Source organism: Grimontia marina, from assembly GCF_900060185.1.
Lineage (GTDB): Bacteria > Pseudomonadota > Gammaproteobacteria > Enterobacterales > Vibrionaceae > Enterovibrio > Enterovibrio marinus.
Map to the genome: position 1 here is coordinate 19800 of NZ_FIZY01000020.1, position 20256 is coordinate 40055.

Genomic DNA, 20256 nt, shown 5'->3' on the forward strand with positions numbered 1-20256 from the left:
TGTTGTTTAGGTCAGTTCGCTTTTGTATAATTTTCGGTCATTTTGATTTTATTACTTACTGGAGTTCTTCATGGCACGCGTAACCGTTCAAGACGCTGTTGAAAAAATTGGCAACCGCTTCGATCTAGTATTGGTAGCAGCTCGTCGCGCACGCCAAATGCAAACTGGTGGTAAAGACTCACTGGTTCAGGAAGAGAACGATAAGCAAACTGTTATCGCTCTGCGTGAAATTGAGGAAGGCCTGATCACTAAAGAGATCCTGGATGCACGTGAGCGCCAAGAGCAGCAAGAACAAGAAGCTGCAGAAATGGCTGCTGTAAGCACCATCACAGGTACTCTTCGCTAATCTAACTTCAGGGAAACAGGCAGATTGTATCTCTTCGATAGCCTGAAAGAAGTCGCAGCACAATACTTGCCGGAGTCGCACTTAGAGGCACTCCGGCAAGCGTATTTGGTCGCGCGAGATGCCCACGAAGGGCAAACCCGCTCAAGCGGGGAACCATACATCATCCACCCTATCGCCGTTGCCCGTATTCTTGCGGAGATGCGCCTCGATCACGAAACCTTGATGGCAGCGCTGCTGCATGATGTGATTGAAGATACTGACGTCACCAAAGAAGACCTTCAACAACGTTTTGGCGATACCGTCGCCGATCTGGTAGATGGTGTCTCCAAGCTGGATAAGCTCAAATTCCGCGACCGTCAGGAAGCGCAGGCGGAGAACTTCCGCAAAATGATCATGGCCATGGCCCATGACATCCGCGTTATCCTCATCAAACTCGCTGACCGCACGCACAATATGCGAACGCTCGGAGCATTGCGTCCGGACAAACGTCGCCGCATTGCCCGTGAAACCCTCGAGATTTTCTCACCACTGGCGCACCGTCTGGGTATTCACAACATCAAAGTGGAACTGGAAGAGCTTGGCTTTGAAGCCCTCTATCCAACCCGCTACCGCGTATTGCGCGAAGTGGTGATACATGCGCGCGGCAATCGCAAAGAGATGATCCAGAAAATCCACGCCGAAATTGAAGGCCGCCTTCAGGATGCGGGTATCAATGCCAAGGTGTTGGGTCGTGAGAAGAACCTCTACTCCATCTACAACAAGATGAAGAACAAAGAGCAGCGCTTCCACACCATCATGGACCTCTATGCTTTCCGTGTAATCGTCGATTCAGTGGATACCTGTTATCGCGTGCTGGGGCAAATGCACAATCTGTATAAGCCACGCCCGGGCCGCATGAAAGACTACATCGCGGTACCGAAAGCGAACGGCTACCAGTCGCTGCATACCTCCATGATTGGCCCTCACGGTGTTCCTGTTGAAGTACAAATCCGTACCGAAGACATGGATCAGATGGCGGATAAAGGTGTGGCGGCACATTGGGCATACAAAGACGGCGCAGACCGTGCGGGCGGCGGTGGCACAACCGCACAGGTGCGAGCACAGCGTTGGATGCAAAGCCTGTTGGAACTTCAGCAAAGCGCCGGTAGCTCGTTTGAGTTTATCGAAAGCGTGAAATCAGACTTGTTCCCGGACGAGCTGTTCGTGTTTACGCCGAAAGGCCGTATCGTTGAATTGCCTGTTGGCGCGACCGCAGTCGACTTCGCTTATGCCGTTCATACTGACGTCGGTAACTCTTGTGTCGGCGCGAGAGTGAACCGTCAGTCTTACCCGCTTAGCCAACCACTGAGAAACGGCCAGACGATTGAGATCATCACCGCCCCTGGCGCGCGTCCAAACGCTGCGTGGCTCAACTATGTGGTGACGTCCCGCGCGCGTACCAAGATTCGTCAGGTACTGAAAACCAAGCGTCGTGAAGAGTCTGTGATTTTGGGTCGCCGTCTTCTGAACCACGCCCTTGGCGAGATGAATGTTCAGGACATAGAGCAGGAAAACATCGACAAGGTGCTGCAAGACCTCAAGCTTGAAAGCAAAGAAGATCTGCTGGCAGACATTGGTGCCGGTGAGCTGATGAGCGTGGTGATTGCCAAACGTCTGCTCGGAGATGCTGACAGCTTGGAAGAGCAAGGCGGCAGCCTGCCAATCCGTGGCGCTGAAGGTATTCTTCTGACCTATGCGAATTGTTGTCGTCCTATTCCGGGCGATCACATCGTCGGTCATGTCAGCCCTGGTAAAGGTTTGGTCATCCACCGTGAAGAATGTGCCAACATCCGCGGTTACAGCCAAGAGCCGGACAAATACATGTCTGTCGAATGGGGTGATGACATTGATCAGGACTTTGCGACTGCACTTCGCGTTGACATGCTCAACCACCAGGGCGCACTGGCAGATTTGACCAATACCATTGCTGCAACAGGCTCTAACATTCAGGGTTTGACGACGGAAGAGCGCGATGGCCGTCTGTACACGATTTACGTGAAACTCACGACCCATAACCGTGTGCATCTGGCCAATATCATGCGCCGCATCCGCATCATGCCGAATGTGGTAAAAGTCAGCCGTCAGAAAAACTGATTTAAAACCCAGGCACCAAACACAAACGCCCGCCCTTTGCGGGCGTTTTTATAAACGAGAAAAAACACCATGACACCAGAACGCTTTGCACGCATCCATGAAGTGTTGGCCACCCGCCAGCCAGACCTTACTGTGTGCATGGAGGAAGTCCATAAACCCAATAACATCTCCGCCATCATCCGCACAGCCGATGCCGTGGGCGTCCATCAAGTTCATGCTGTATGGCCGAAAGTCAGTAAAATGCGCGCACTGGGAGGCACTTCTGCAGGCGCAAGAAACTGGGTGGATGTTGTTACCCATGACAACACGCCGGATGCATTTGAAACCCTGAAAGCCAAAGGGATGCAAATACTGGTGACCAACCTATCTGATACCGCCGTCGACTTCCGCGAGATTGATTACACTAAACCGACCGCTATCGTGATGGGTCAGGAAAAGACCGGAATCAGTAAGCAAGCGCTTGAATTGGCTGATCAAGACATCATCATTCCCATGATAGGTATGGTACAGTCACTGAATGTGTCGGTCGCCAGCGCATTGATCTTGTATGAAGCGCAACGCCAACGCCAAAACGCAGGCATGTACCAGCGTACACGCACTTTGATCCCACAAGCGGAAGTTGACCGCATCATTTTCGAGCGTGGTCATCCGGTGTTGGCAAAAGTCGCAAAACGTAAAGGCCTACCTTACCCAGACTTGGACGAAGAAGGCCAAATCGTTGCCGATGAAGCCTGGTGGGCGAAGATGCAGGCAGCGAAATAACCCTGCAGCCGTATTGATTTAGGAGAGACAAACACACCATGCGCGCGTCAATGTTGGATGCCGTTCCCGTTACCTCGCTGACTGGAGTCGGCGGCAAGATGGCAGAGAAGCTGGAAAAGCTGGGGCTTTTCACGGTGCAGGATCTGCTGTTTCATCTCCCCTACCGCTATGAAGACCGCACCCGTATCTGGCCTATCATGAGTCTGATGCCGGGCCAGCATGCCACCGTTGAAGGTGAAGTGGTTAGCAACAACACGGTATTTGGTCGCCGTCGCATGCTGACGGTGAAAATCACTGATGGCAATGGCTCGCTCACGCTGCGTTTTTTCAACTTCAACGCCGCAATGAAAAACAGCCTTGAACAGGGCAAGCGCGTCAAAGCTTATGGCGAAATCAAACGCGGCCAGGGTGGCCTAGAGATCATTCACCCTGAATACAAAGTCTTCTCCGAACCCACTGAGCTTTCACTGGAAGAAACCCTGACACCGGTTTACCCGACCACAGAAGGCCTTCGTCAGCTGACACTGAGAAACCTGACCGATCAGGCGCTTGAATTGCTCGAAAGTGCTGCCGTGCAGGAGCTCTTACCGGAAGGCTTATACGACAGACAAATCACCCTGCGTGACGCCCTGAAAATCCTGCATCGCCCGACGCCGGATATTTCGGTGACTCAGCTGGAGACGGGTGAACATCCTGCCCAGAAGCGCCTCATCCTTGAAGAACTGTTAGCGCAAAATCTCTCGATGCTCGCGGTTCGCAGCAAGTTGCAGCAAGATCCGACATTTTCGCTGCCGCCTTCAACCGAGTTAAAACCAAAGCTCTTGGAATCCTTGCCATTTACACCAACGGGCGCACAGTCCCGCGTGGTGGCCGATATTGAACGTGACATGGGGCTGGAAAAGCCCATGATGCGTCTGGTACAGGGTGACGTGGGCTCAGGCAAAACATTGGTGGCCGCTCTCGCCGCTTTGCAGGTGATTGAGCAAGGCTATCAGGTTGCTTTGATGGCACCGACGGAACTTCTTGCTGAGCAGCATTCGATTAACTTTGCCAATTGGCTGGATCCTCTGGGCATTTCTGTTGGTTGGCTCGCAGGCAAACTGACAGGCAAAGCCAAAGAAGCAGAGCTTGCCAAAATCGCCAGCGGCGAAGCCAAAATGGTGGTGGGCACCCACGCCCTTTTCCAAAAGCATGTCGAGTTCGACAAGCTTGCGCTCGTGATCATCGATGAGCAGCATCGCTTTGGCGTCCACCAGCGCCTTGAGCTTCGCGAGAAAGGGATGAAGCAAGGTATTCATCCTCACCAGCTCATCATGACTGCTACACCTATTCCACGTACGCTGGCGATGACTGCCTATGCCGATCTCGACACCTCCATCATCGACGAACTGCCGCCGGGACGAACACCAATTCAAACCGTTGCCGTGCCGGATACCCGACGTATTGACATCATTAACCGTGTCCATGCGTCCTGCTTGGAAGAAAGACGCCAGGCTTATTGGGTGTGTACCCTAATTGATGAGTCTGAGGTGTTAGAAGCACAAGCTGCTGCAGAAACGGCAGATGATTTGGCGCGCGCCCTGCCTGATCTAAAAATCGGTCTGGTACATGGCAGGATGAAAGCGGCAGAAAAGCAGGAAGTGATGCAGGCGTTTAAGTCCGGTGAGCTTCATCTTTTGGTTGCCACTACCGTGATCGAAGTCGGCGTGGATGTGCCAAACGCCAGCCTGATGATTATTGAAAACCCAGAGCGTCTCGGTCTGGCGCAACTTCACCAGCTTCGTGGCCGTGTCGGGCGTGGTTCCGTCGCCAGCCACTGTGTACTTTTGTATCACGCACCGCTATCAAAGACCGCAACCCAACGCTTAGGTGTATTGCGTGAAAGCAGTGATGGTTTTGTGATTGCTCAGCGCGACTTGGAAATTCGTGGCCCAGGTGAGCTATTGGGCACCAAACAAACTGGGATGGCAGAGTTTAAGATTGCCGATTTGGTTCGCGATCAAAAACTCATCCCTGAAGTGCAGAAGCTCGCGTTGTATCTATACCAGAACTATCCGGACAACGCCAAGGCCATTATCACCCGCTGGCTTGGTAACAACGACAAGTACAGCAACGCATAAAAAAGGGCGGATATCCGCCCTTTCTCCATTCAACCAATGTTGTTAGTCAGTCTTCCCAATACTGCATTACCAACGCCATCACTTCTGACTTGCTGTAACCCACTTCACGGGCGTCATCAATCAGGGCTTTCAGTCTGGGTTCGATAAACTCAAAGCGGTTTTCCATCCTACCTTGCAGTCCTTGCCGCGCGACAATCATACCCACACCCCGTTTGCGCTCCAGCCAGCCATCTTCTTCCATGCTCTGGTAGCAACGGGAAATGGTCATCGGGTTGATATTCAGCTCTACGGCTAACTTTCTGACCGAAGTCAGCTTTTCCCCGGGTATCAGTGTCCCGGCAACAATCTTACGCTGTATTTGCGTCATCAATTGTTTGAATTTAGGGGACGGATCCTGAGGGTCGATGACTATCTTCATATTTCATCTCTGCTGTATCGGCATTTTATTACAGTATTAGCAGATGATTCAATTATGAGACAGTTTTATGGGTTTAATTTCATATAAAGACAACAAAAAACATGGATGAGGTAATCACGTTTTTTCGTTTTAGCATTGGCGACGCTTTCTGGACTGGCGCTTGATCACCGGCAAAACTATCTGAGCCTGCAGTCCACCTTGCGAGCGCTGACTGAGTTTCAGCGCACCGTCGTGCTGCTCAACGATACGTTTGACGATGGCAAGTCCAAGCCCGGTGCCTTCACTGCCACGTGCGGTGTCACCGCGGGTAAATGGCTGCATCACAGTTTCAATCTGATCTGCTGCTATGCCCGGACCATTGTCTTCCACTGCAATCCACTGATGACGGCGGTCTGCCGAAGTACCGGTACTGATTTTTACCCAGCCACCACCGTAGCGCACCGCATTAACCACAAGATTGGTCACCGCCCTGCGAATAGCCACTTCATTGGCATCAAGCTTACCGACCAGTTCACCTTTAGACACTTCAAGCTCATGCCCCGTCGCGCCATCAGCTACAGACACATCTTCCGCCACAATATTGAGATCAACCTCCGTCATGTCCTGCAACTGCACGGAGCGCAAGTAGTCCATAAACTGATTGATGATTTCATTGCACTCTTCAGTGTCCTTAATCATGCTCTCGGCGAGATAGCTGTCTTTGGGCGACATCATTTCAGTGGCCAGACGAATTCGGGTCAGCGGTGTACGGAGATCATGACTGACACCCGCCATCAGCAACGCCCTGTCTTCTTCCAGTTTACGAATGCCTTCGCTCATCTGATTGAATGCTTTGGTCACGGCGCGGATATCAGACGCACCACGCTCAGGCAAGGGCTCAGGAAATTTTCCATGCCCGACTTCGAGAGCCGCTTTCTCTAACGTCGCCAGTGGCCGGTTTTGCACCTTGATAAATAACCACCCTCCACTAATTACGAGTAAAGCGATAAACATGGAGTAGAAGAATAGAGGTTGGAAATCATCCTGATGCAGCTCTGACAGCGGTATACGCATCACATAGCCAGGGAAAGCCTCGCTTTCCAGCCAGAGCACATAGTTCTTAGACTCCAGGCTGATACGCGCTTCTGTTGGGGCGCCAAGCTTTTCCGACATATCTACACTGAGGTAATCCACAGAAGCAGCATTGTCGAACTCCTCCATCATCGTCTGCTCGTCTGCTTCGTGCATGGTGACACCGAGCTTCTCAAGCAGCTGACGGCGCAACAGCTCATCCATGTGATAAACCTTACCGTTCGACAACAACAAATCGTCATCCAACATGACTTCAATCTCATGGGCGAGGATTTTGTTGAACTGTTTGATGCTCGGTAGCAGGGCGTAATTGAGGACAGTGAGGTAAGAGAAGATCTGGCTGGCAATAAGAAGGCCAGCCAGCACCACGAGCGTACGAGCAAAGTTACTGCGTGGAGAGAAGCGCATTAATTAGGCTTCTCCGTCCGGTACGAACACATATCCCAAACCCCAAACAGTCTGGATATAACGTGGCTTGCTTGGATCTTCTTCAATCATGCGGCGAAGTCGCGAGATTTGAACATCAATAGAACGCTCCATCGCAGAATACTCTCGACCGCGCGCCATGTTCATCAGCTTGTCACGGGACATCGGCTCGCGAGCATTAGTCACCAGCGCCTTCAGTACTGCAAATTCGCCTGATGTGAGTGTTAATGGCTCATCATTACGGAACATTTCACGTGTACCGAGGTTTAGGCGGAATTGGCCAAATTCTACCACTTTCTCTTCACTTGATGGCGCGCCCGGTGCTTCAACCGTTTGACGACGAAGCACAGCACGAATACGGGCCAGCAATTCACGCGGGTTAAAAGGCTTGGGCAAGTAATCATCCGCTCCTACCTCTAAACCCACGATGCGGTCAATTTCATCGCCTTTTGCCGTCAACATCAGAATTGGCAATTGATTATTTGCTTGGCGCAGGCGCCGACAAATAGACAGACCATCTTCACCCGGCAGCATCAAATCCAGCACCATCAGGTGGAAATTCTCACGCGAAAGCAAACGGTCCATTTGCTCAGCATTCGCCACGCTGCGTACCTGAAAACCTTGCTCAGACAAATAGCGCTCAAGCAACGAGCGTAGACGCATATCATCGTCAACAACCAGGATCTTATGATTATCTTGCATGACTTACCTTTCTCTCCGGACGGTGGAAATACCACCAATAATAAAGTCTGACACGGTTATAAAACATCAGAGCAGGGCTCAACGGGAAGAAAAACTGTTACCAGTTGTAACCCTGTCCCAGAAAATTCAGCGCGAAATTCGTGCCTCAGCTTAACGTTGCCGCACTGCGTCGCTTTAATCATGGCTTCAAAGCGGTTATAACTCTTGCCGTGAAACGAAACAATCGCTCGGAAAACAGAATGAAAAAAACCGATTTGGTCACCCGGGAAGGCTACAACAAACTCAAGCAAGAGCTAGATTATCTCTGGAAAGAGCGCCGCCCGGAAATCACCAAGATTGTCTCTTGGGCCGCCAGCCTTGGCGACCGCTCTGAGAATGCAGACTACACATACAACAAGCGTATGCTGCGAGAAATAGATCGTCGTGTCCGTTACCTCAGAAAACGCCTCGAAATCCTGCGTGTGGTCGATTATAGCCCCCAACAGGACGGCAAGGTATTTTTTGGTGCCTGGGTCGATATAGAGAACGAAAATGGCGACACCCTCTCCTTCCGTATAGTCGGTCCCGACGAAATTTACGGCCGCAAGGACTACATTTCTATCGACAGCCCCATGGCTCGCGCATTGATCAAAAAAGAAGTGGATGATGAAGCCATCGTGACCACGCCGGAAGGGCCGAAAGTCTGGTACGTCAACAGCATCCGCTACCAGTAAGACGAACAGTAAGGTTACGCAGCGGCGTGACAATGAATCAAAGGAACACCATGACAACTTCAATCTATCAACAGATCGCGACGGAACTGAATGTACGCGATGCACAGGTTATCGCAGCAGTGAACCTGCTGGATGACGGCAATACCGTCCCCTTTATTGCCCGTTACCGTAAAGAAGTGACCAACGGCCTCGACGACACCCAGTTGCGTAACCTTGAATCCCGTTTGGGTTACCTGCGCGAGCTGGAAGAGCGCCGCCAGGTGATCCTGAAATCGATAGATGAGCAAGGCAAACTGTCCGACGCACTAAGAAAAGACATTCTGGATGCAGACAGCAAAAACCGCCTGGAAGATTTGTACCTGCCTTATAAACCCAAGCGCCGTACTAAAGGTCAAATCGCAATTGAAGCCGGTATCGAGCCACTGGCAACCCTGCTGTGGGAGCAACCAGACCAAGACCCAGAAACTGAAGCAGCAAAATATCTCAACGCTGACGCTGGCTTTGCTGACAACAAAGCTGTACTCGATGGCGCCCGTGCGATTTTGATGGAGCAATTTGCCGAAGATGCCGCGCTGCTGGATAAAATCCGCCGTCATCTGAACCAAAGCGCGGAAATTCAAGCCCGCGTGGTGGCAGGTAAAGAGGAAGAAGGCGCGAAGTTTAAAGACTACTTCGCCCATGATGAATTGCTCAGCAAGGTGCCTTCGCACCGCGCGCTCGCCATGTTCCGCGGCCGCAATGAAGGGATTTTGCAACTGTCACTGAATGCCGATCCGGGTCAGGATGAAAAATCCACTGGCTCATATTGTGAAACCATCATCAGTGACCACTATGGCGTGACCATTGGCGCTGCAGCCGCTGACCGCTGGCGTAAGCAGGTCGTGAGCTTTGCATGGCGTATCAAGATTTTGATGCACATGGAAACCGAGTTGATGGGTAACCTTCGCGAAATGGCAGAAACCGACGCGATTAAGGTCTTCGCCGATAACCTGAAAGACTTGCTGATGGCCGCACCTGCTGGCCCTCGTTGCACCTTGGGTATCGACCCTGGCCTTCGCACCGGTTGTAAAGTCGCGGTGATCGACAACACCGGTAAGCTTTTGGATACCGCCACCATCTATCCAACACCGCCACAAAACAAAATTGCAGAATCTGCACGCGTGGTGATGGCACTGGTGAAAAAGCACGATGTGGATTTGATTGCGATTGGTAACGGCACAGCTTCCCGTGAAACCGACGCCTTTGTGGCTGGCATGCTGAAAGATGCGGGTGAGAAAATCCAAACCGTAATGGTCAGTGAAGCAGGTGCGTCGGTTTACTCCGCCTCTGAGCTTGCCGCGACCGAGTTCCCGGGCCTTGATGTGTCACTTCGTGGTGCTGTTTCTATCGCCCGTCGTCTGCAAGACCCACTCGCTGAACTGGTGAAAATCGATCCAAAATCTATCGGTGTGGGCCAATACCAGCATGATGTTAGCCAAAGCCAGCTAGCTAAGCGTCTGGACGCCGTCGTGGAAGACTGTGTAAACGCCGTCGGTGTGGACGTAAACAGTGCCTCTGCAGCACTGCTGACCCGCGTCGCTGGCCTTTCTACCACCATGGCAGCCAACATTGTGGCCTTCCGCGACGAAAATGGCCGCTTTGAAGATCGCAAAACCCTGCTGAAAGTGCCGCGTCTTGGCCCGAAAGCCTTTGAACAGTGTGCGGGCTTCCTTCGTGTCATGAAGGGGAAAAACCCGCTGGATGGTTCTTCCGTTCACCCTGAGGCTTATCCTGTCGTGAAACGTATTGCCGAGAAATCCGGTAAAGGCGTTGATGCCATGATTGGCAACCACGACTTCCTGCGTGCGCTGAAAGCAGCAGATTACGCTGACGATACCTTTGGTATCCCGACCGTGACCGACATTCTGGCAGAACTGGCAAAACCTGGCCGCGACCCACGCCCAGAGTTTAAGACCGCCACCTTTGCCGATGGCGTCAATGAAGTGAAAGATCTGATCCCGGGTATGGTGTTGGAAGGCGTGATCACAAACGTGACTAACTTCGGCGCTTTTGTTGATGTCGGCGTGCATCAGGACGGTTTGGTGCATATCTCTGCGTTGTCAGATAAGTTCATTTCCGACCCACGTGAAGTCGTCAAAGCCGGTGATGTGGTGAAAGTGAAGGTGATGGAAGTGGATCTGCAGCGTAAGCGTATTGGTCTATCGATGCGCCTGAGCGATGAGCCGGGTTCAGATAACAAACCTACCCGCGAATCACGTCCTCGCCATCAGGAACGTAGCTTTAGCGGCAATAACCGCAATGAGAACAACCGCCGTGATAACCGTGGCGGTCAGCAATCCGGTTTCGGTGGCGCCTTTGCCGATGCCTTTGCTAAAGCGAAGCGTAACTGATCGCCGATAAACCAAAAACAGCGCCTTTGGCGCTGTTTTTGTATCTGCTTACTTCACTTATCGTCAAATCACGATCAGCACTTCTGACGGGATATTCGCGGCAGACGATTGCTGATAACGCATGGCAACCACCGCGCCTGTGCGTTGAGAAGCTTTCAGCTCGTCGATTTTATCTAAGATCTCTTTCGGCAGCTTAATGCGCATGGCATAGCCGTTTTCGTTTTGCGGCACATACGAACCGCTGGAAAGCATGTTAGTCAACTGACTTAGGGTTTCATGTGCAGCGAAACCCCCACCTTTGAACTGCCTTGGGTTTTGTTCCAGATCGGCGTAATCGGGGTGTTCAGAAGGATCCCAAGATGGGCTCTTAAGTTGTTTCTCTTCGGCGAGTACTGGTTTTTCTTCGGCAGTGGCATTTGCCTGACTGGGTGGGACGATTTTTTCGCGCACGCGATTTTCCCGCGCAACTTGCTCCGTTGGCGGGTTTACTGACGGTACGACAGCTGGAATGCTGACGTTTGCGGGCGAAATGTTCATGCCAATGTTGTCTCCCAACACCGACCGAAGGCGCGTCGCCTGCGAGCATAGGCGGGGTGCTCCCCGCGAATGCGCGTGCTATATCTCTATAGCGAAACTAGACCAAAACAGCGATCAATCCACCAATAGTACCCAGTGCAGAAAGCACCTGACCGGCGGAATACGCAGCATCGTCGTTGCTTTTCACTTCTTCGGGGTGATCCATACCGAGCGCCCCGTAGGTGAAAGATTCAACTTTAGACGAAGTTGGCATGCCTTCGGCTTCCGTTGCTTTGTTTACAGCCTTACCGTCCGACACTTCCTTCGCGACCTGCTCGTAAGACTGCTTGGCACCCTCTGCCACCTGTGCTTCATTGCCTTTTGCTGCCTGATTTGGCTGCATCGGCTTAGCATAAGCGTGCTGAGAATACCCAACGTTACCTATATTCATTATGGTCTCTCCTGATGCCATAGCAAGTAACTTGATTAAAGTATCGGCAGCTTTAGTATTAAATTTAGCTCCAATTCACTTAATCTCACTACTTTCCATCAACAGGACGGCAAACATTCTCCGCAAAACCTTAAAAGCTCTTGCGAAAAATGGCCGGGATCAGAAATGAACGGTGCATGCGACGCTTTGGCAAAGATTTGCCGCTGTGAACGCGGTGCCAGAACATCCAACTCCTGCGCCACTTTTACAGGCACAAGGCCGTCCAGCCGACCGTACATTCTGAGCCAAGGCATTGAAATATCATGCAAGTTTGGCCTCAGATCAGCGTCAGCAAGGATACCAAGGCCAGCGCAAAGCGCCTCTGGTTGAGAAGACGGGTGAGAGAGGACCGCCTGTTTCAACCACTTAATATCCTGCCTTGCTGTTGGGCTTCCCATTGCCTGAAGCGCCATGAAACGCTCAACCGTCGTCTGAAAGTCTTCGGCTAATTGCTTCGTAAAGGCTTGCAACACCTCGGGTTTTATCCCTCGCCATCCATGTTCTGCAGCAAATCTTGGTGAGCTGGCAATCGTGACTAAACCTTTCACACGTTCCGGTGCGAGCAGTGCAGCCTGAGTGGCAACCATTCCCCCCAAAGACCAACCGGCCCAAACAGATTCCTGCGGTGAATTATCAAGCAAACACTGTGCCATTTCCTCTAAAGAAAAGGCGTCTGTCGGTTGGCTGAAACCGTAGCCCGGCAGATCAACACAATGAACACGGTAATGCGGGGTGAGAGCGGGCAGGATATTTTGCCATACGGCGCTGTTCATCCCCCAGCCATGAATGAGAATCAGATCGGAACCCTGGCCTTCCGTGTGCCAGTACAGAGAAGTCGTCATTTACACTGCCTAAATTCGTTTATCAACAAGCATGTCCTTTATGTTAAGCACTATCTTACGTGCCTTGCCGCTACGTTGTCAGCTTTGCCACCACAGGTTGGAGCAGCATGACTATCCTTGGTGTCATGCCTGTCACGCCAGCTTGCCCCGTCAGCCACGCTGCCTGCATTGCGGTTTGCCCACGCCTTACGTAATTGAAAGCTGCGGCATATGTTTGAAAAAGCCGCCGCCGTGGGACAGTTTGGTCTGTGTCGGTGCCTATGCCTTTCCTTATGACAAGCTGCTTCACCGCTTCAAGTATCAAGGACATTACTGGCTTGCCCCTGCACTCGCTAAACTGCTCGCGACAGAGATTGAATCACCTGCGCCTCTGCTGCTTCCCGTACCCATGCATTGGAAACGAAGACTTTGGCGGGGATTTAATCACAGTAGCGTATTAGCCGCAGAACTCGCACAGCAACTTAAGGTTCAATCTGAGCCCAATGTCTTAAAACGCATTCGTGCCACTCGCCAACAGCAGGGATTAGATCGACAATCCCGTCTTTCAAACTTAAAGCATGCATTTTCTATCGAAGGGAAACTGCCACCACACATTGCCTTGGTTGATGATGTGGTCACCACGGGTGCAACGATCGCCCAACTATGCCGTCTGCTCAGGCGCCAAGGTGCTGAACGTATTGATGTGTATTGCCTTTGCCGCACACCACCTGATGCTTCTTAAATGAAAAGTTAGGGAAAAGTAACCTCGAAGCTTGAGGGGTGATAGAGAACAAAAACAAGCGTACAATGTAAACAAATACTGGATAAATCAGGTAAGAAGCCGTGTCACAAATTATTATTTCAGAAAGTGCACAGAGCCATTTCGGTAAACTGCTTGAGCAGCAGCCGGAAGGGACAAACATCCGCGTATTCGTGGTTAATCCTGGCACGCAAAACGCAGAGTGCGGCGTTTCTTACTGCCCTCAGGATGCAGTGGAAGCGACTGACACCGAACTCAAATTCGAAGGTTTTTCTGCCTACGTAGATGAACTGAGCCTTCCATTTCTGGAAGATGCTGAGATTGATTTTGTCACTGACAAAATGGGCTCACAGCTGACGCTGAAAGCACCAAACGCAAAAATGCGTAAAGTGTCTGATGATGCACCTTTGATGGAGCGCGTTGAATACGTTATCCAGACTCAGGTTAACCCTCAGCTGGCTGGTCACGGCGGTCACATCAATCTGATTGAAATCACTGAAGACAAAGTGGCAGTGATTCAATTTGGCGGTGGTTGTAACGGCTGTTCAATGGTTGATGTTACCCTGAAAGACGGCATCGAGAAGCAATTGCTGGAAGAGTTCAGCGGCGAGCTTAACGGTGTTCGTGATGTCACCGAGCACGCACATGGTGATCACTCTTACTACTAAGAGCTATTATCTGAGAAGAAAGGCGCTCGATTGCGCCTTTTTTGTCTCGCTAGTTTGCCGCTAAGAAGGTATCCCTTCGCCACTGGTGGACGAAAAGTACCCCCAGCGTTAATCCACGCAATGCCATAAAGCCGAGCATCGCCGCCCAAAGCGCATGGTTGCCCCAGCCACTTAATAGCCACCAAATCACAAAGAAACCTGCCATCGCGACAAACATGGTGTTTCGCATTTCACGCCCGCGCGTCGCACCGATAAACACGCCATCTAACAGAAAGCACCACATGGCCACCAGCGGCATAGCAATGAGCCAAGGCAGATACACAAAGGCCTGTTCACGAACTTCTGAGATATCAGAAATGATTCCGACAATCTGCTCGCCCCAAAGCAGGAAAGCGGCGGTGATAAGTAGCGAAATCACCAGACTCCAGAAGGTGGTGGCTGTCAGTGAGTCCATCAGCTCGTTTCTATTTCGGGCACCAATTGCCTTCCCTACCATGGCTTCCATGGCATAGGCAAAGCCGTCCATTGCGAAAGAGACCAACATTAGGAAATTCATCAGCACCGCATTGGCTGCCACCACGTTATCGCCCAGTGTCGCACCCTGAAACGTCATAAAGGTGAAGGCCAGTTGCAGGCAAAGACTTCGAAGGAAGATGTCCCGGTTCAGCTTTAAAAGCCGTCCCATGCCCGCAGAGGCTTTTTTCCACTGCGCCAATGGGGAAGACAACATCTCTTGCTTCCAGCGCTGCGCCACAAAGTACAAGCCCAGAGCCATGCCGCTGTAATCGGCAATCACACTGGCTGCTGCAGCGCCCTGCACTTTCCAGTCAAAACCCACGACAAACAGCACATCGAGCACGATGTTGATGACATTGATAACAATCAGTAACATCATTGGCTTTTTCGCGTTCTGGGCTCCCAATAACCAACCCATGATCACAAGATTGGTCAACGCAGCAGGCGCACTCCAGATACGCACAGAGAAATACTGGTCGGCATAGCGCTTCACTTCCTCGCTCGCGTCACTATAGGAAAACACCCAATCCGCAATCAACGGATGCATGGCGATAATTGCGAGCGCCAGCAGCCAGGCAAGAGAGATGCCTTGGAGAAACACATTCGCCAGCCCCGCTTTATCGTCCGCACCATAAGCTTGCGCGGTAAGCCCTGTGGTAGCCATGCGAAGAAAACCAAGTAGCCAGAAAGTTACCGCAATCATGGTACTGCCGACCGCCACACCACCGAGATACCAGGCATGGTCGAGGTGGCCAATCACGGCCGCATCCACCAGTCCCAGCAAAGGCACGGTAATGTTGGAGAGCACCATGGGGAACGCGAGCGAAAAAACACGCACGTGAAGGGCTTTTTGTTGCAGCGCTGACAGCATAAATTGGCTCTGTGGTTATCGACAGATAGAGAGTAAGTGGCAGAAGTGTATCAGAATGTCTGGACTAAAAAGACGATAACGCCGCGACATCCAGCCGCGGCGTTGAGAATTGAAGATAGGAAAGCATCATCCCTGCTCACTGTTTGCTTTGGGCTCGCAACTATCCTATCGCACGCCACGCATGATCAGCGAGCAAAGCCACAAACAAACCAAACACATGCCAAATGGAGTATTTAAACGTCTGCCAAGCCAACCCTTTGCGGTCATGGAATTTCAACTGCCACGCGTACCAGGCAAAGCCGAGATTGAGCGCCAAACTACCGAAGAGGTAAATCAGCCCACTCATTCCCGCTAGCCAAGGCAACAGACCCACCACCACCAAAAGCAGGGTGTAGAGCAAAATCATGGTCTTGGTGAATTCCACGCCATGGGTCACCGGCAGCATAGGTACGCCAGCTTTGGCGTAATCTTTCTCACGATGAATCGCAAGCGCCCAGAAATGCGGAGGCGTCCAAGTAAAAATAAGAATCACCAGCAGCAGCGCATGTGGGTCGAGCGTTCCTGTCACCGCGACCCAACCGAGCAGCGGAGGCATCGCGCCGGCCAAACCGCCAATCACGATATTCTGCGGCGTCGCGTGCTTCAGCCATACTGTGTAGACCACCGCATAGCCAATCAAACTGGCAAAGGTGAGCCATGCCACCAGCGCATTCAATACCCAAAGGAGCGCAAAGCCCGCGACCATCAGCAAACCACCAAAGGCCAGCGCCTGTGACGTACCTACCCGGCCTTTTGCAACGGGGCGATGGATGGTGCGCTGCATCTGCCGATCAATACGCTGATCAATCACATGGTTGAACACCGCAGCGGCAGCCGACTGCATACCAATCCCTAACAGCCCGAGGATCACGGCGTGGGCAGGAGGCAAGGACGGCACCGCCAAACACATTCCCACCATGGCAGTCAGCAATAGCATGGCCACCACTTTGGGCTTGGTCAGCTCCAGATAATCCCGCCATTGAGCGGTTTCAGTATTCGGGGCGCTGTTTGCCAGCGAAGGCGTGTTGAATTTAGCCATGGCTTAACCTCCCTGTATCTCCCAAAGACGACTGTGCAGCGGTCAATGAAACAGGTGCGAACACACCTACCACCGTCCTGACAGTCACTAAAAGTAAAAGCAATCCGCAAACATTGTGTGCCACCGCAACAGACAGCGGCAGCAAGGCAACCACATTAGTAACACCAAGCGTTATCTGAATACCTAGCGCGCCTAGGAGAAGCAGCGATGTGCTGGCACCAAGCGGTTTTCTGACTGCAAACGCCAGCAGTAAAATGAGCGCAGTGACCACCATGGCTCCGATTCGGTGGGTAGCATGAATCGTGACGCGCTGATCGAAGTTCAGCACACCATATTGGTAAGTCTCGTTTTTCGGGCTGATGGGGTGAAACGCCGAGGCGTCGTATTTCTCTGCCCAATCGACTTCACAAACGGGCAATTGGGTGCAAACGAGAGCTGCATAGTTGGCTGATGTCCAGCCGCCGAGCGCAATTTGCATTACCACTGCCAGAAGCGCCGCGACTGACAACGCCTTGAGCTTTCCGCCAACAGAGGCCTTTTGAAGGCCCACCTCTAGCTGTGTTGGCTCTTTAATACGCCGTCTTTCCAGCAGCGCCAACATGAACAGCAAGGTGACAGTTGTGAAACCACCGAGCAAATGCCCCATCACGACAATCGGCATCAGGTTCATGGTGACTGTCCACATGCCTAGAGCCGCCTGGAAGGTTACCACCGCCAGCAGTAAGCTCGGCAACAAGCGGTTGCGTTCAGGGCGGCACCACGAAAGGAAGGCTATGGCAGCAATCACTAAACCTAGGGTGCCTGCCACATAGCGATGGATCATTTCATTCCAGGCTTTTTGAATTTCAACAGGGGCATGAGGGAAGGCTTCTGTGGCTTGGGCAATTTTCTCCGCCGATTGCGGTACGGTCAGAAAGCCATAGCACCCTGGCCAATCTGGGCACCCTAAGCCAGCTTCTGTCAAGCGGGTAAATGCACCGAGGGCAACCACGACCAAAGCCAAGGCCAGTGCACCGTAAATCAGTCCGAGATAGCGTTTATCTTTTTCCATCGCGACTTCCCTTACCCGACTTTAGAGAGTTTCATGAGTTTTCGAAGATCGGACAGCAGTCCTTTGCTTTGTGCCACCTGTGCTGATTTTTCAGCTGGCACCGGATAGGCAAGAATAAGATTATTTAGGGGGTCGACGAGATAAATCGCGTTGTCAGCAAAGGGCAGCGACAACATGGTCTGTTGTTGCGTCGCATCGATGTTTTGGCGGGTGACATTGGTGCCTTCTTCCACTGCCGAGCTTTCCGGCGTCAGCAGAATGCTGGCAACCCGTTCACGCTCTCGGCCAACCGCGACCGGAATTTGATTAAGTTGAAACAGCGCACTCTCGCACTTCTCATCACAGGCATTGGGGTAAGAGTAGACCAAACGCCATTGCCCATTGTGTGACAGCCAGTCAGCCCTCACTTCTTCGGCGATAAGCTCGCCGTTGTTCGTCACACCTTTGTTGTACCAACCGAAGTCCAACACCAATTTGGCAGCCAGAACCGGCAGAACAAAAATCACGGTGACCAGTATCAGCGCTTTTTTCCCATTCATATGCGTCCTTTCCTCCACCAAAGCCCAAATCCAATCACTACTACCAGCGCCAATCCAAACCACTGCATGGCGTAGGCATAGTGCTTTTCCGGCTTCATCACGACAGGCTCCCAGATGGGTTTCGCACCTGTACTGAAGCTCTCTCCGTTACTGTCGCTTATCACATCTCCGCGGATAAGCCAGGGTTTGAGGGAAAGCCTGGAAGCCTGTTCCAGACTTTTGATATCAATCGACTGAACCCGTTGGGGCCAACCGACTTCTGTTTCCACGTGTGCCAGCACCACCCTTTCAGAGGGGAAGTCGATAGTGCCGCTGACCGAATAGCTCCCGTCCAGTGTCGGAAGAGCAGGTAGTGTTTCTCTTGTTGCCGGAGCAGCCACCCAACCCAGCTCTACCAATACCCACTGATTGTCACTTCTGAAAGGTAAAAACCAGCGGTATCCCACCCGGCCTTCAAAGGTTTGGTTATCGAGTAGCATGCTCTTCGATGTATCAAACTGACCAGCTAGTTTGACCCGTGTCCCTTTCAATTCCTGTGGCAAAGATGCCAAGGCGGTCACTTCTTGTTGGGAGCGCTCTGCAAGTTGAGACAACAAAGCTTCTTTTTCTGCCCCGCGGGACATTTGCCACATCCCCAGCTTGACCAATAGCGCTGTCATCGCCAGAGTGAATACAAGAAAACCAATCCGTCTTATTTGCCGTATGTTGGAAGAAGACATCCGGTCACCTTTTTGACTCTCAGGAGGCAATATGCTGCTCAAAGGGATCCTCGTCTGCCTGTTGGTCTTTATCGTCTTTAACTTGTTTCGAGCGTTGCCGATTATGCTTAAGGGTCAATCCGACGTTCCCATGTCCCGTTTTCTGGGGCGTCGCGTGTTGTTCTCAGTGATTGCGTTTGTCATCTTGCTGGTTGCTTTGGCGACCGGAGTGATTGAACCCAACAGCCGCCCATACTAATTCGTTTCGCTACAAGATGTAGACGAACACGAACAGACACAGCCATACCACGTCCACGAAGTGCCAATACCAAGCACCTGCCTGGAAGGCGAAATGGTGCTGAGGGGTCATGTGACCTTTCAGTACCCTAAGCCAAACAATGAAAAGGATGATGGACCCAAGGAAAACGTGCATGCCATGGAAACCAGTAAGCAGGAAGAAGGTGTTCCCGTAGATCCCCGAATCTAGTCGTAGGTTTAGCTCTTGGTATGCGTGGACATATTCCTCTACCTGAAGCCCGAGGAATATCCACCCCAGAAGTACTGTAACGCCAAGAAACTGTTTGACACGTTGGCGATTACCCTCTTCCATCGCCACATGCGCAAAGTGCAGCGTGACAGATGAAGTGAGTAGAATAACGGTGTTAATTAGCGGTAAACCCCAAGCTCCCATGGCCGTGGTTTCCGTACCATCTGGTGTTTTCACCAAAGGCCAGCCTGGAATGAAGTCAGGCCACAGCACCGCCGCCGTCATGGCATTGTTGCTTGCCCCTCCCAGCCATGGAACAGCAATGATTCGGGCGTAAAACAATGCACCAAAGAAAGCGGCAAAGAACATCACTTCCGAGAAGATGAACCAACTCATGCCCTGACGGAAGGATCTGTCCATTTGTGCTGAATACATCCCGCTCATAGATTCATGAATCACATCCCGGAACCAGCCAAACAGCATAAACATTAATATGCCGGTGCCTATCAGCAGCATCCATGGACCATTACCACCGAATAATCCGGCGACTGTTGAACCTGCGCCCATCGCGATAAAGAACAGCGCAATAGCACCGACAATCGGCCATTTGCTCTGCGCGGGTACGTAGTAGTTTTCGTACTGGGCATCTGTACTGGTATCTGTTGTCATGATGACCTCAC

The 20256-nt window shown here is 51.9% G+C and carries 21 protein-coding genes; 9 read left to right on the plus strand and 12 right to left on the minus strand.

Annotated elements, in window-relative coordinates:
- The first annotated feature begins 70 nt into the window (after positions 1-70).
- From rpoZ to recG, 4 genes are all read left to right on the plus strand, one after another.
- Positions 71-346, plus strand: a complete 276-nt coding sequence (rpoZ, locus tag GMA8713_RS11810) for a DNA-directed RNA polymerase subunit omega (protein WP_002535357.1) — start codon at positions 71-73, stop codon at positions 344-346.
- 24 nt (positions 347-370) lie between these two features.
- Positions 371-2479: a bifunctional GTP diphosphokinase/guanosine-3',5'-bis pyrophosphate 3'-pyrophosphohydrolase gene (gene spoT / locus GMA8713_RS11815; RefSeq protein WP_062709734.1), complete on the plus strand. Its 2109-nt coding sequence runs from the start codon at positions 371-373 to the stop codon at positions 2477-2479.
- Between the two features lie 69 nt (positions 2480-2548).
- Entirely contained in the window at positions 2549-3241 is a 693-nt protein-coding gene (trmH, locus tag GMA8713_RS11820) for a tRNA (guanosine(18)-2'-O)-methyltransferase TrmH (RefSeq protein WP_062709739.1), read from the plus strand.
- Positions 3242-3279: 38 nt separating this feature from the next.
- On the plus strand, positions 3280-5361 hold the full coding sequence (gene recG, locus GMA8713_RS11825; protein WP_062709741.1) for an ATP-dependent DNA helicase RecG: 2082 nt from the start codon (positions 3280-3282) through the stop codon (positions 5359-5361).
- Between the two features lie 46 nt (positions 5362-5407).
- Here the strand turns inward: recG and GMA8713_RS11830 are convergent, their stop codons facing one another.
- The 3 genes from GMA8713_RS11830 to ompR all read right to left on the minus strand — a co-directional run bounded on the left by GMA8713_RS11830 (position 5408) and on the right by ompR (position 7978).
- Positions 5408-5779, minus strand: a complete 372-nt coding sequence (locus tag GMA8713_RS11830; protein ID WP_062709744.1) for a GntR family transcriptional regulator — start codon at positions 5777-5779, stop codon at positions 5408-5410.
- Positions 5780-5908: 129 nt separating this feature from the next.
- On the minus strand, positions 5909-7258 hold the full coding sequence (gene envZ, locus GMA8713_RS11835) for a two-component system sensor histidine kinase EnvZ (RefSeq protein WP_062709747.1): 1350 nt from the start codon (positions 7256-7258) through the stop codon (positions 5909-5911).
- A gap of 3 nt (positions 7259-7261) precedes the next feature.
- Positions 7262-7978, minus strand: a complete 717-nt coding sequence (gene ompR, locus GMA8713_RS11840; protein ID WP_062709750.1) for an osmolarity response regulator transcription factor OmpR — start codon at positions 7976-7978, stop codon at positions 7262-7264.
- A gap of 239 nt (positions 7979-8217) precedes the next feature.
- On the opposite strand from ompR, the gene greB reads away from it, so the two are divergent.
- Together greB and GMA8713_RS11850 are read left to right on the plus strand one after the other, a co-directional pair.
- Positions 8218-8691, plus strand: coding sequence for a transcription elongation factor GreB (gene greB, locus GMA8713_RS11845; RefSeq protein ID WP_062709752.1), 474 nt, complete (start codon positions 8218-8220; stop codon positions 8689-8691).
- Between the two features lie 50 nt (positions 8692-8741).
- Positions 8742-11081: a Tex family protein gene (locus GMA8713_RS11850; protein ID WP_062709755.1), complete on the plus strand. Its 2340-nt coding sequence runs from the start codon at positions 8742-8744 to the stop codon at positions 11079-11081.
- Positions 11082-11144: 63 nt separating this feature from the next.
- Here GMA8713_RS11850 and GMA8713_RS11855 read toward each other — a convergent pair whose 3' ends face one another.
- The 3 genes from GMA8713_RS11855 to bioH all read right to left on the minus strand — a co-directional run bounded on the left by GMA8713_RS11855 (position 11145) and on the right by bioH (position 12929).
- Positions 11145-11618, minus strand: coding sequence for an ATP-dependent Lon protease (locus GMA8713_RS11855; RefSeq protein ID WP_232314424.1), 474 nt, complete (start codon positions 11616-11618; stop codon positions 11145-11147).
- A gap of 97 nt (positions 11619-11715) precedes the next feature.
- Positions 11716-12048: a hypothetical protein gene (locus GMA8713_RS11860; RefSeq protein WP_062709760.1), complete on the minus strand. Its 333-nt coding sequence runs from the start codon at positions 12046-12048 to the stop codon at positions 11716-11718.
- 98 nt (positions 12049-12146) lie between these two features.
- A complete protein-coding gene (gene bioH / locus GMA8713_RS11865) occupies positions 12147-12929 on the minus strand; it encodes a pimeloyl-ACP methyl ester esterase BioH (RefSeq protein WP_062709763.1) in 783 nt (260 codons plus the stop codon).
- A 40-nt stretch (positions 12930-12969) separates the two neighbouring features.
- Here bioH and GMA8713_RS11870 point away from each other — a divergent pair, with 40 nt between their 5' ends.
- A complete protein-coding gene (locus GMA8713_RS11870; RefSeq protein WP_232314425.1) occupies positions 12970-13650 on the plus strand; it encodes a ComF family protein in 681 nt (226 codons plus the stop codon).
- A gap of 101 nt (positions 13651-13751) precedes the next feature.
- Positions 13752-14336, plus strand: a complete 585-nt coding sequence (gene nfuA / locus GMA8713_RS11875; RefSeq protein ID WP_002535379.1) for a Fe-S biogenesis protein NfuA — start codon at positions 13752-13754, stop codon at positions 14334-14336.
- A gap of 49 nt (positions 14337-14385) precedes the next feature.
- On the opposite strand, the gene dinF is transcribed toward nfuA, so the two are convergent.
- The 5 genes from dinF to GMA8713_RS11900 form a co-directional block, all read right to left on the minus strand.
- A complete protein-coding gene (gene dinF / locus GMA8713_RS11880; RefSeq protein WP_062709766.1) occupies positions 14386-15723 on the minus strand; it encodes an MATE family efflux transporter DinF in 1338 nt (445 codons plus the stop codon).
- 160 nt (positions 15724-15883) lie between these two features.
- A complete protein-coding gene (gene cyoE, locus GMA8713_RS11885; RefSeq protein ID WP_062709769.1) occupies positions 15884-16801 on the minus strand; it encodes a heme o synthase in 918 nt (305 codons plus the stop codon).
- Entirely contained in the window at positions 16794-17852 is a 1059-nt protein-coding gene (locus GMA8713_RS11890) for a COX15/CtaA family protein (RefSeq protein ID WP_062709772.1), read from the minus strand. The genes cyoE and GMA8713_RS11890 overlap by 8 nt, the downstream gene beginning before the upstream one ends.
- A gap of 11 nt (positions 17853-17863) precedes the next feature.
- A complete protein-coding gene (locus GMA8713_RS11895) occupies positions 17864-18391 on the minus strand; it encodes a redox-active disulfide-containing membrane protein (RefSeq protein WP_062709774.1) in 528 nt (175 codons plus the stop codon).
- Positions 18388-19110, minus strand: coding sequence for an SURF1 family protein (locus tag GMA8713_RS11900; RefSeq protein ID WP_084387718.1), 723 nt, complete (start codon positions 19108-19110; stop codon positions 18388-18390). Before GMA8713_RS11900 ends, GMA8713_RS11895 begins: the two co-directional genes overlap by 4 nt.
- Before the next feature lie 31 nt (positions 19111-19141).
- Between GMA8713_RS11900 and GMA8713_RS11905 the strand changes: the two genes are divergently transcribed.
- Positions 19142-19348 carry a DUF2909 domain-containing protein gene (locus GMA8713_RS11905; protein WP_062709776.1) on the plus strand — a complete coding sequence of 69 codons (207 nt, stop codon included), beginning with the start codon at positions 19142-19144 and terminating at the stop codon, positions 19346-19348.
- Positions 19349-19357: 9 nt separating this feature from the next.
- Here GMA8713_RS11905 and GMA8713_RS11910 read toward each other — a convergent pair whose 3' ends face one another.
- The gene (locus GMA8713_RS11910; protein WP_062709792.1) at positions 19358-20245 is read right to left on the minus strand and encodes a cytochrome c oxidase subunit 3; all 888 of its coding nucleotides are present in this window, start codon (positions 20243-20245) and stop codon (positions 19358-19360) included.
- Positions 20246-20256 lie beyond the last annotated feature (11 nt).

Excerpts from the sequence above, each read along its gene's own strand:
- rpoZ (WP_002535357.1), top strand. The coding sequence starts at position 71 with ATGGCACGCGTAACCGTTCAAGACGCTGTTGAAAAAATTGGCAACCGC.
- trmH (WP_062709739.1), top strand. The coding sequence starts at position 2,549 with ATGACACCAGAACGCTTTGCACGCATCCATGAAGTGTTGGCCACCCGC.
- recG (WP_062709741.1), top strand. The coding sequence starts at position 3,280 with ATGCGCGCGTCAATGTTGGATGCCGTTCCCGTTACCTCGCTGACTGGA.
- GMA8713_RS11830 (WP_062709744.1), bottom strand. The coding sequence starts at position 5,779 with ATGAAGATAGTCATCGACCCTCAGGATCCGTCCCCTAAATTCAAACAA.
- envZ (WP_062709747.1), bottom strand. The coding sequence starts at position 7,258 with ATGCGCTTCTCTCCACGCAGTAACTTTGCTCGTACGCTCGTGGTGCTG.
- ompR (WP_062709750.1), bottom strand. The coding sequence starts at position 7,978 with ATGCAAGATAATCATAAGATCCTGGTTGTTGACGATGATATGCGTCTA.
- greB (WP_062709752.1), top strand. The coding sequence starts at position 8,218 with ATGAAAAAAACCGATTTGGTCACCCGGGAAGGCTACAACAAACTCAAG.
- GMA8713_RS11850 (WP_062709755.1), top strand. The coding sequence starts at position 8,742 with ATGACAACTTCAATCTATCAACAGATCGCGACGGAACTGAATGTACGC.
- GMA8713_RS11855 (WP_232314424.1), bottom strand. The coding sequence starts at position 11,618 with ATGAACATTTCGCCCGCAAACGTCAGCATTCCAGCTGTCGTACCGTCA.
- GMA8713_RS11860 (WP_062709760.1), bottom strand. The coding sequence starts at position 12,048 with ATGAATATAGGTAACGTTGGGTATTCTCAGCACGCTTATGCTAAGCCG.
- bioH (WP_062709763.1), bottom strand. The coding sequence starts at position 12,929 with ATGACGACTTCTCTGTACTGGCACACGGAAGGCCAGGGTTCCGATCTG.
- GMA8713_RS11870 (WP_232314425.1), top strand. The coding sequence starts at position 12,970 with ATGTTAAGCACTATCTTACGTGCCTTGCCGCTACGTTGTCAGCTTTGC.
- dinF (WP_062709766.1), bottom strand. The coding sequence starts at position 15,723 with ATGCTGTCAGCGCTGCAACAAAAAGCCCTTCACGTGCGTGTTTTTTCG.
- cyoE (WP_062709769.1), bottom strand. The coding sequence starts at position 16,801 with ATGGCTAAATTCAACACGCCTTCGCTGGCAAACAGCGCCCCGAATACT.
- GMA8713_RS11890 (WP_062709772.1), bottom strand. The coding sequence starts at position 17,852 with ATGGAAAAAGATAAACGCTATCTCGGACTGATTTACGGTGCACTGGCC.
- GMA8713_RS11895 (WP_062709774.1), bottom strand. The coding sequence starts at position 18,391 with ATGAATGGGAAAAAAGCGCTGATACTGGTCACCGTGATTTTTGTTCTG.
- GMA8713_RS11900 (WP_084387718.1), bottom strand. The coding sequence starts at position 19,110 with ATGTCTTCTTCCAACATACGGCAAATAAGACGGATTGGTTTTCTTGTA.
- GMA8713_RS11905 (WP_062709776.1), top strand. The coding sequence starts at position 19,142 with ATGCTGCTCAAAGGGATCCTCGTCTGCCTGTTGGTCTTTATCGTCTTT.
- GMA8713_RS11910 (WP_062709792.1), bottom strand. The coding sequence starts at position 20,245 with ATGACAACAGATACCAGTACAGATGCCCAGTACGAAAACTACTACGTA.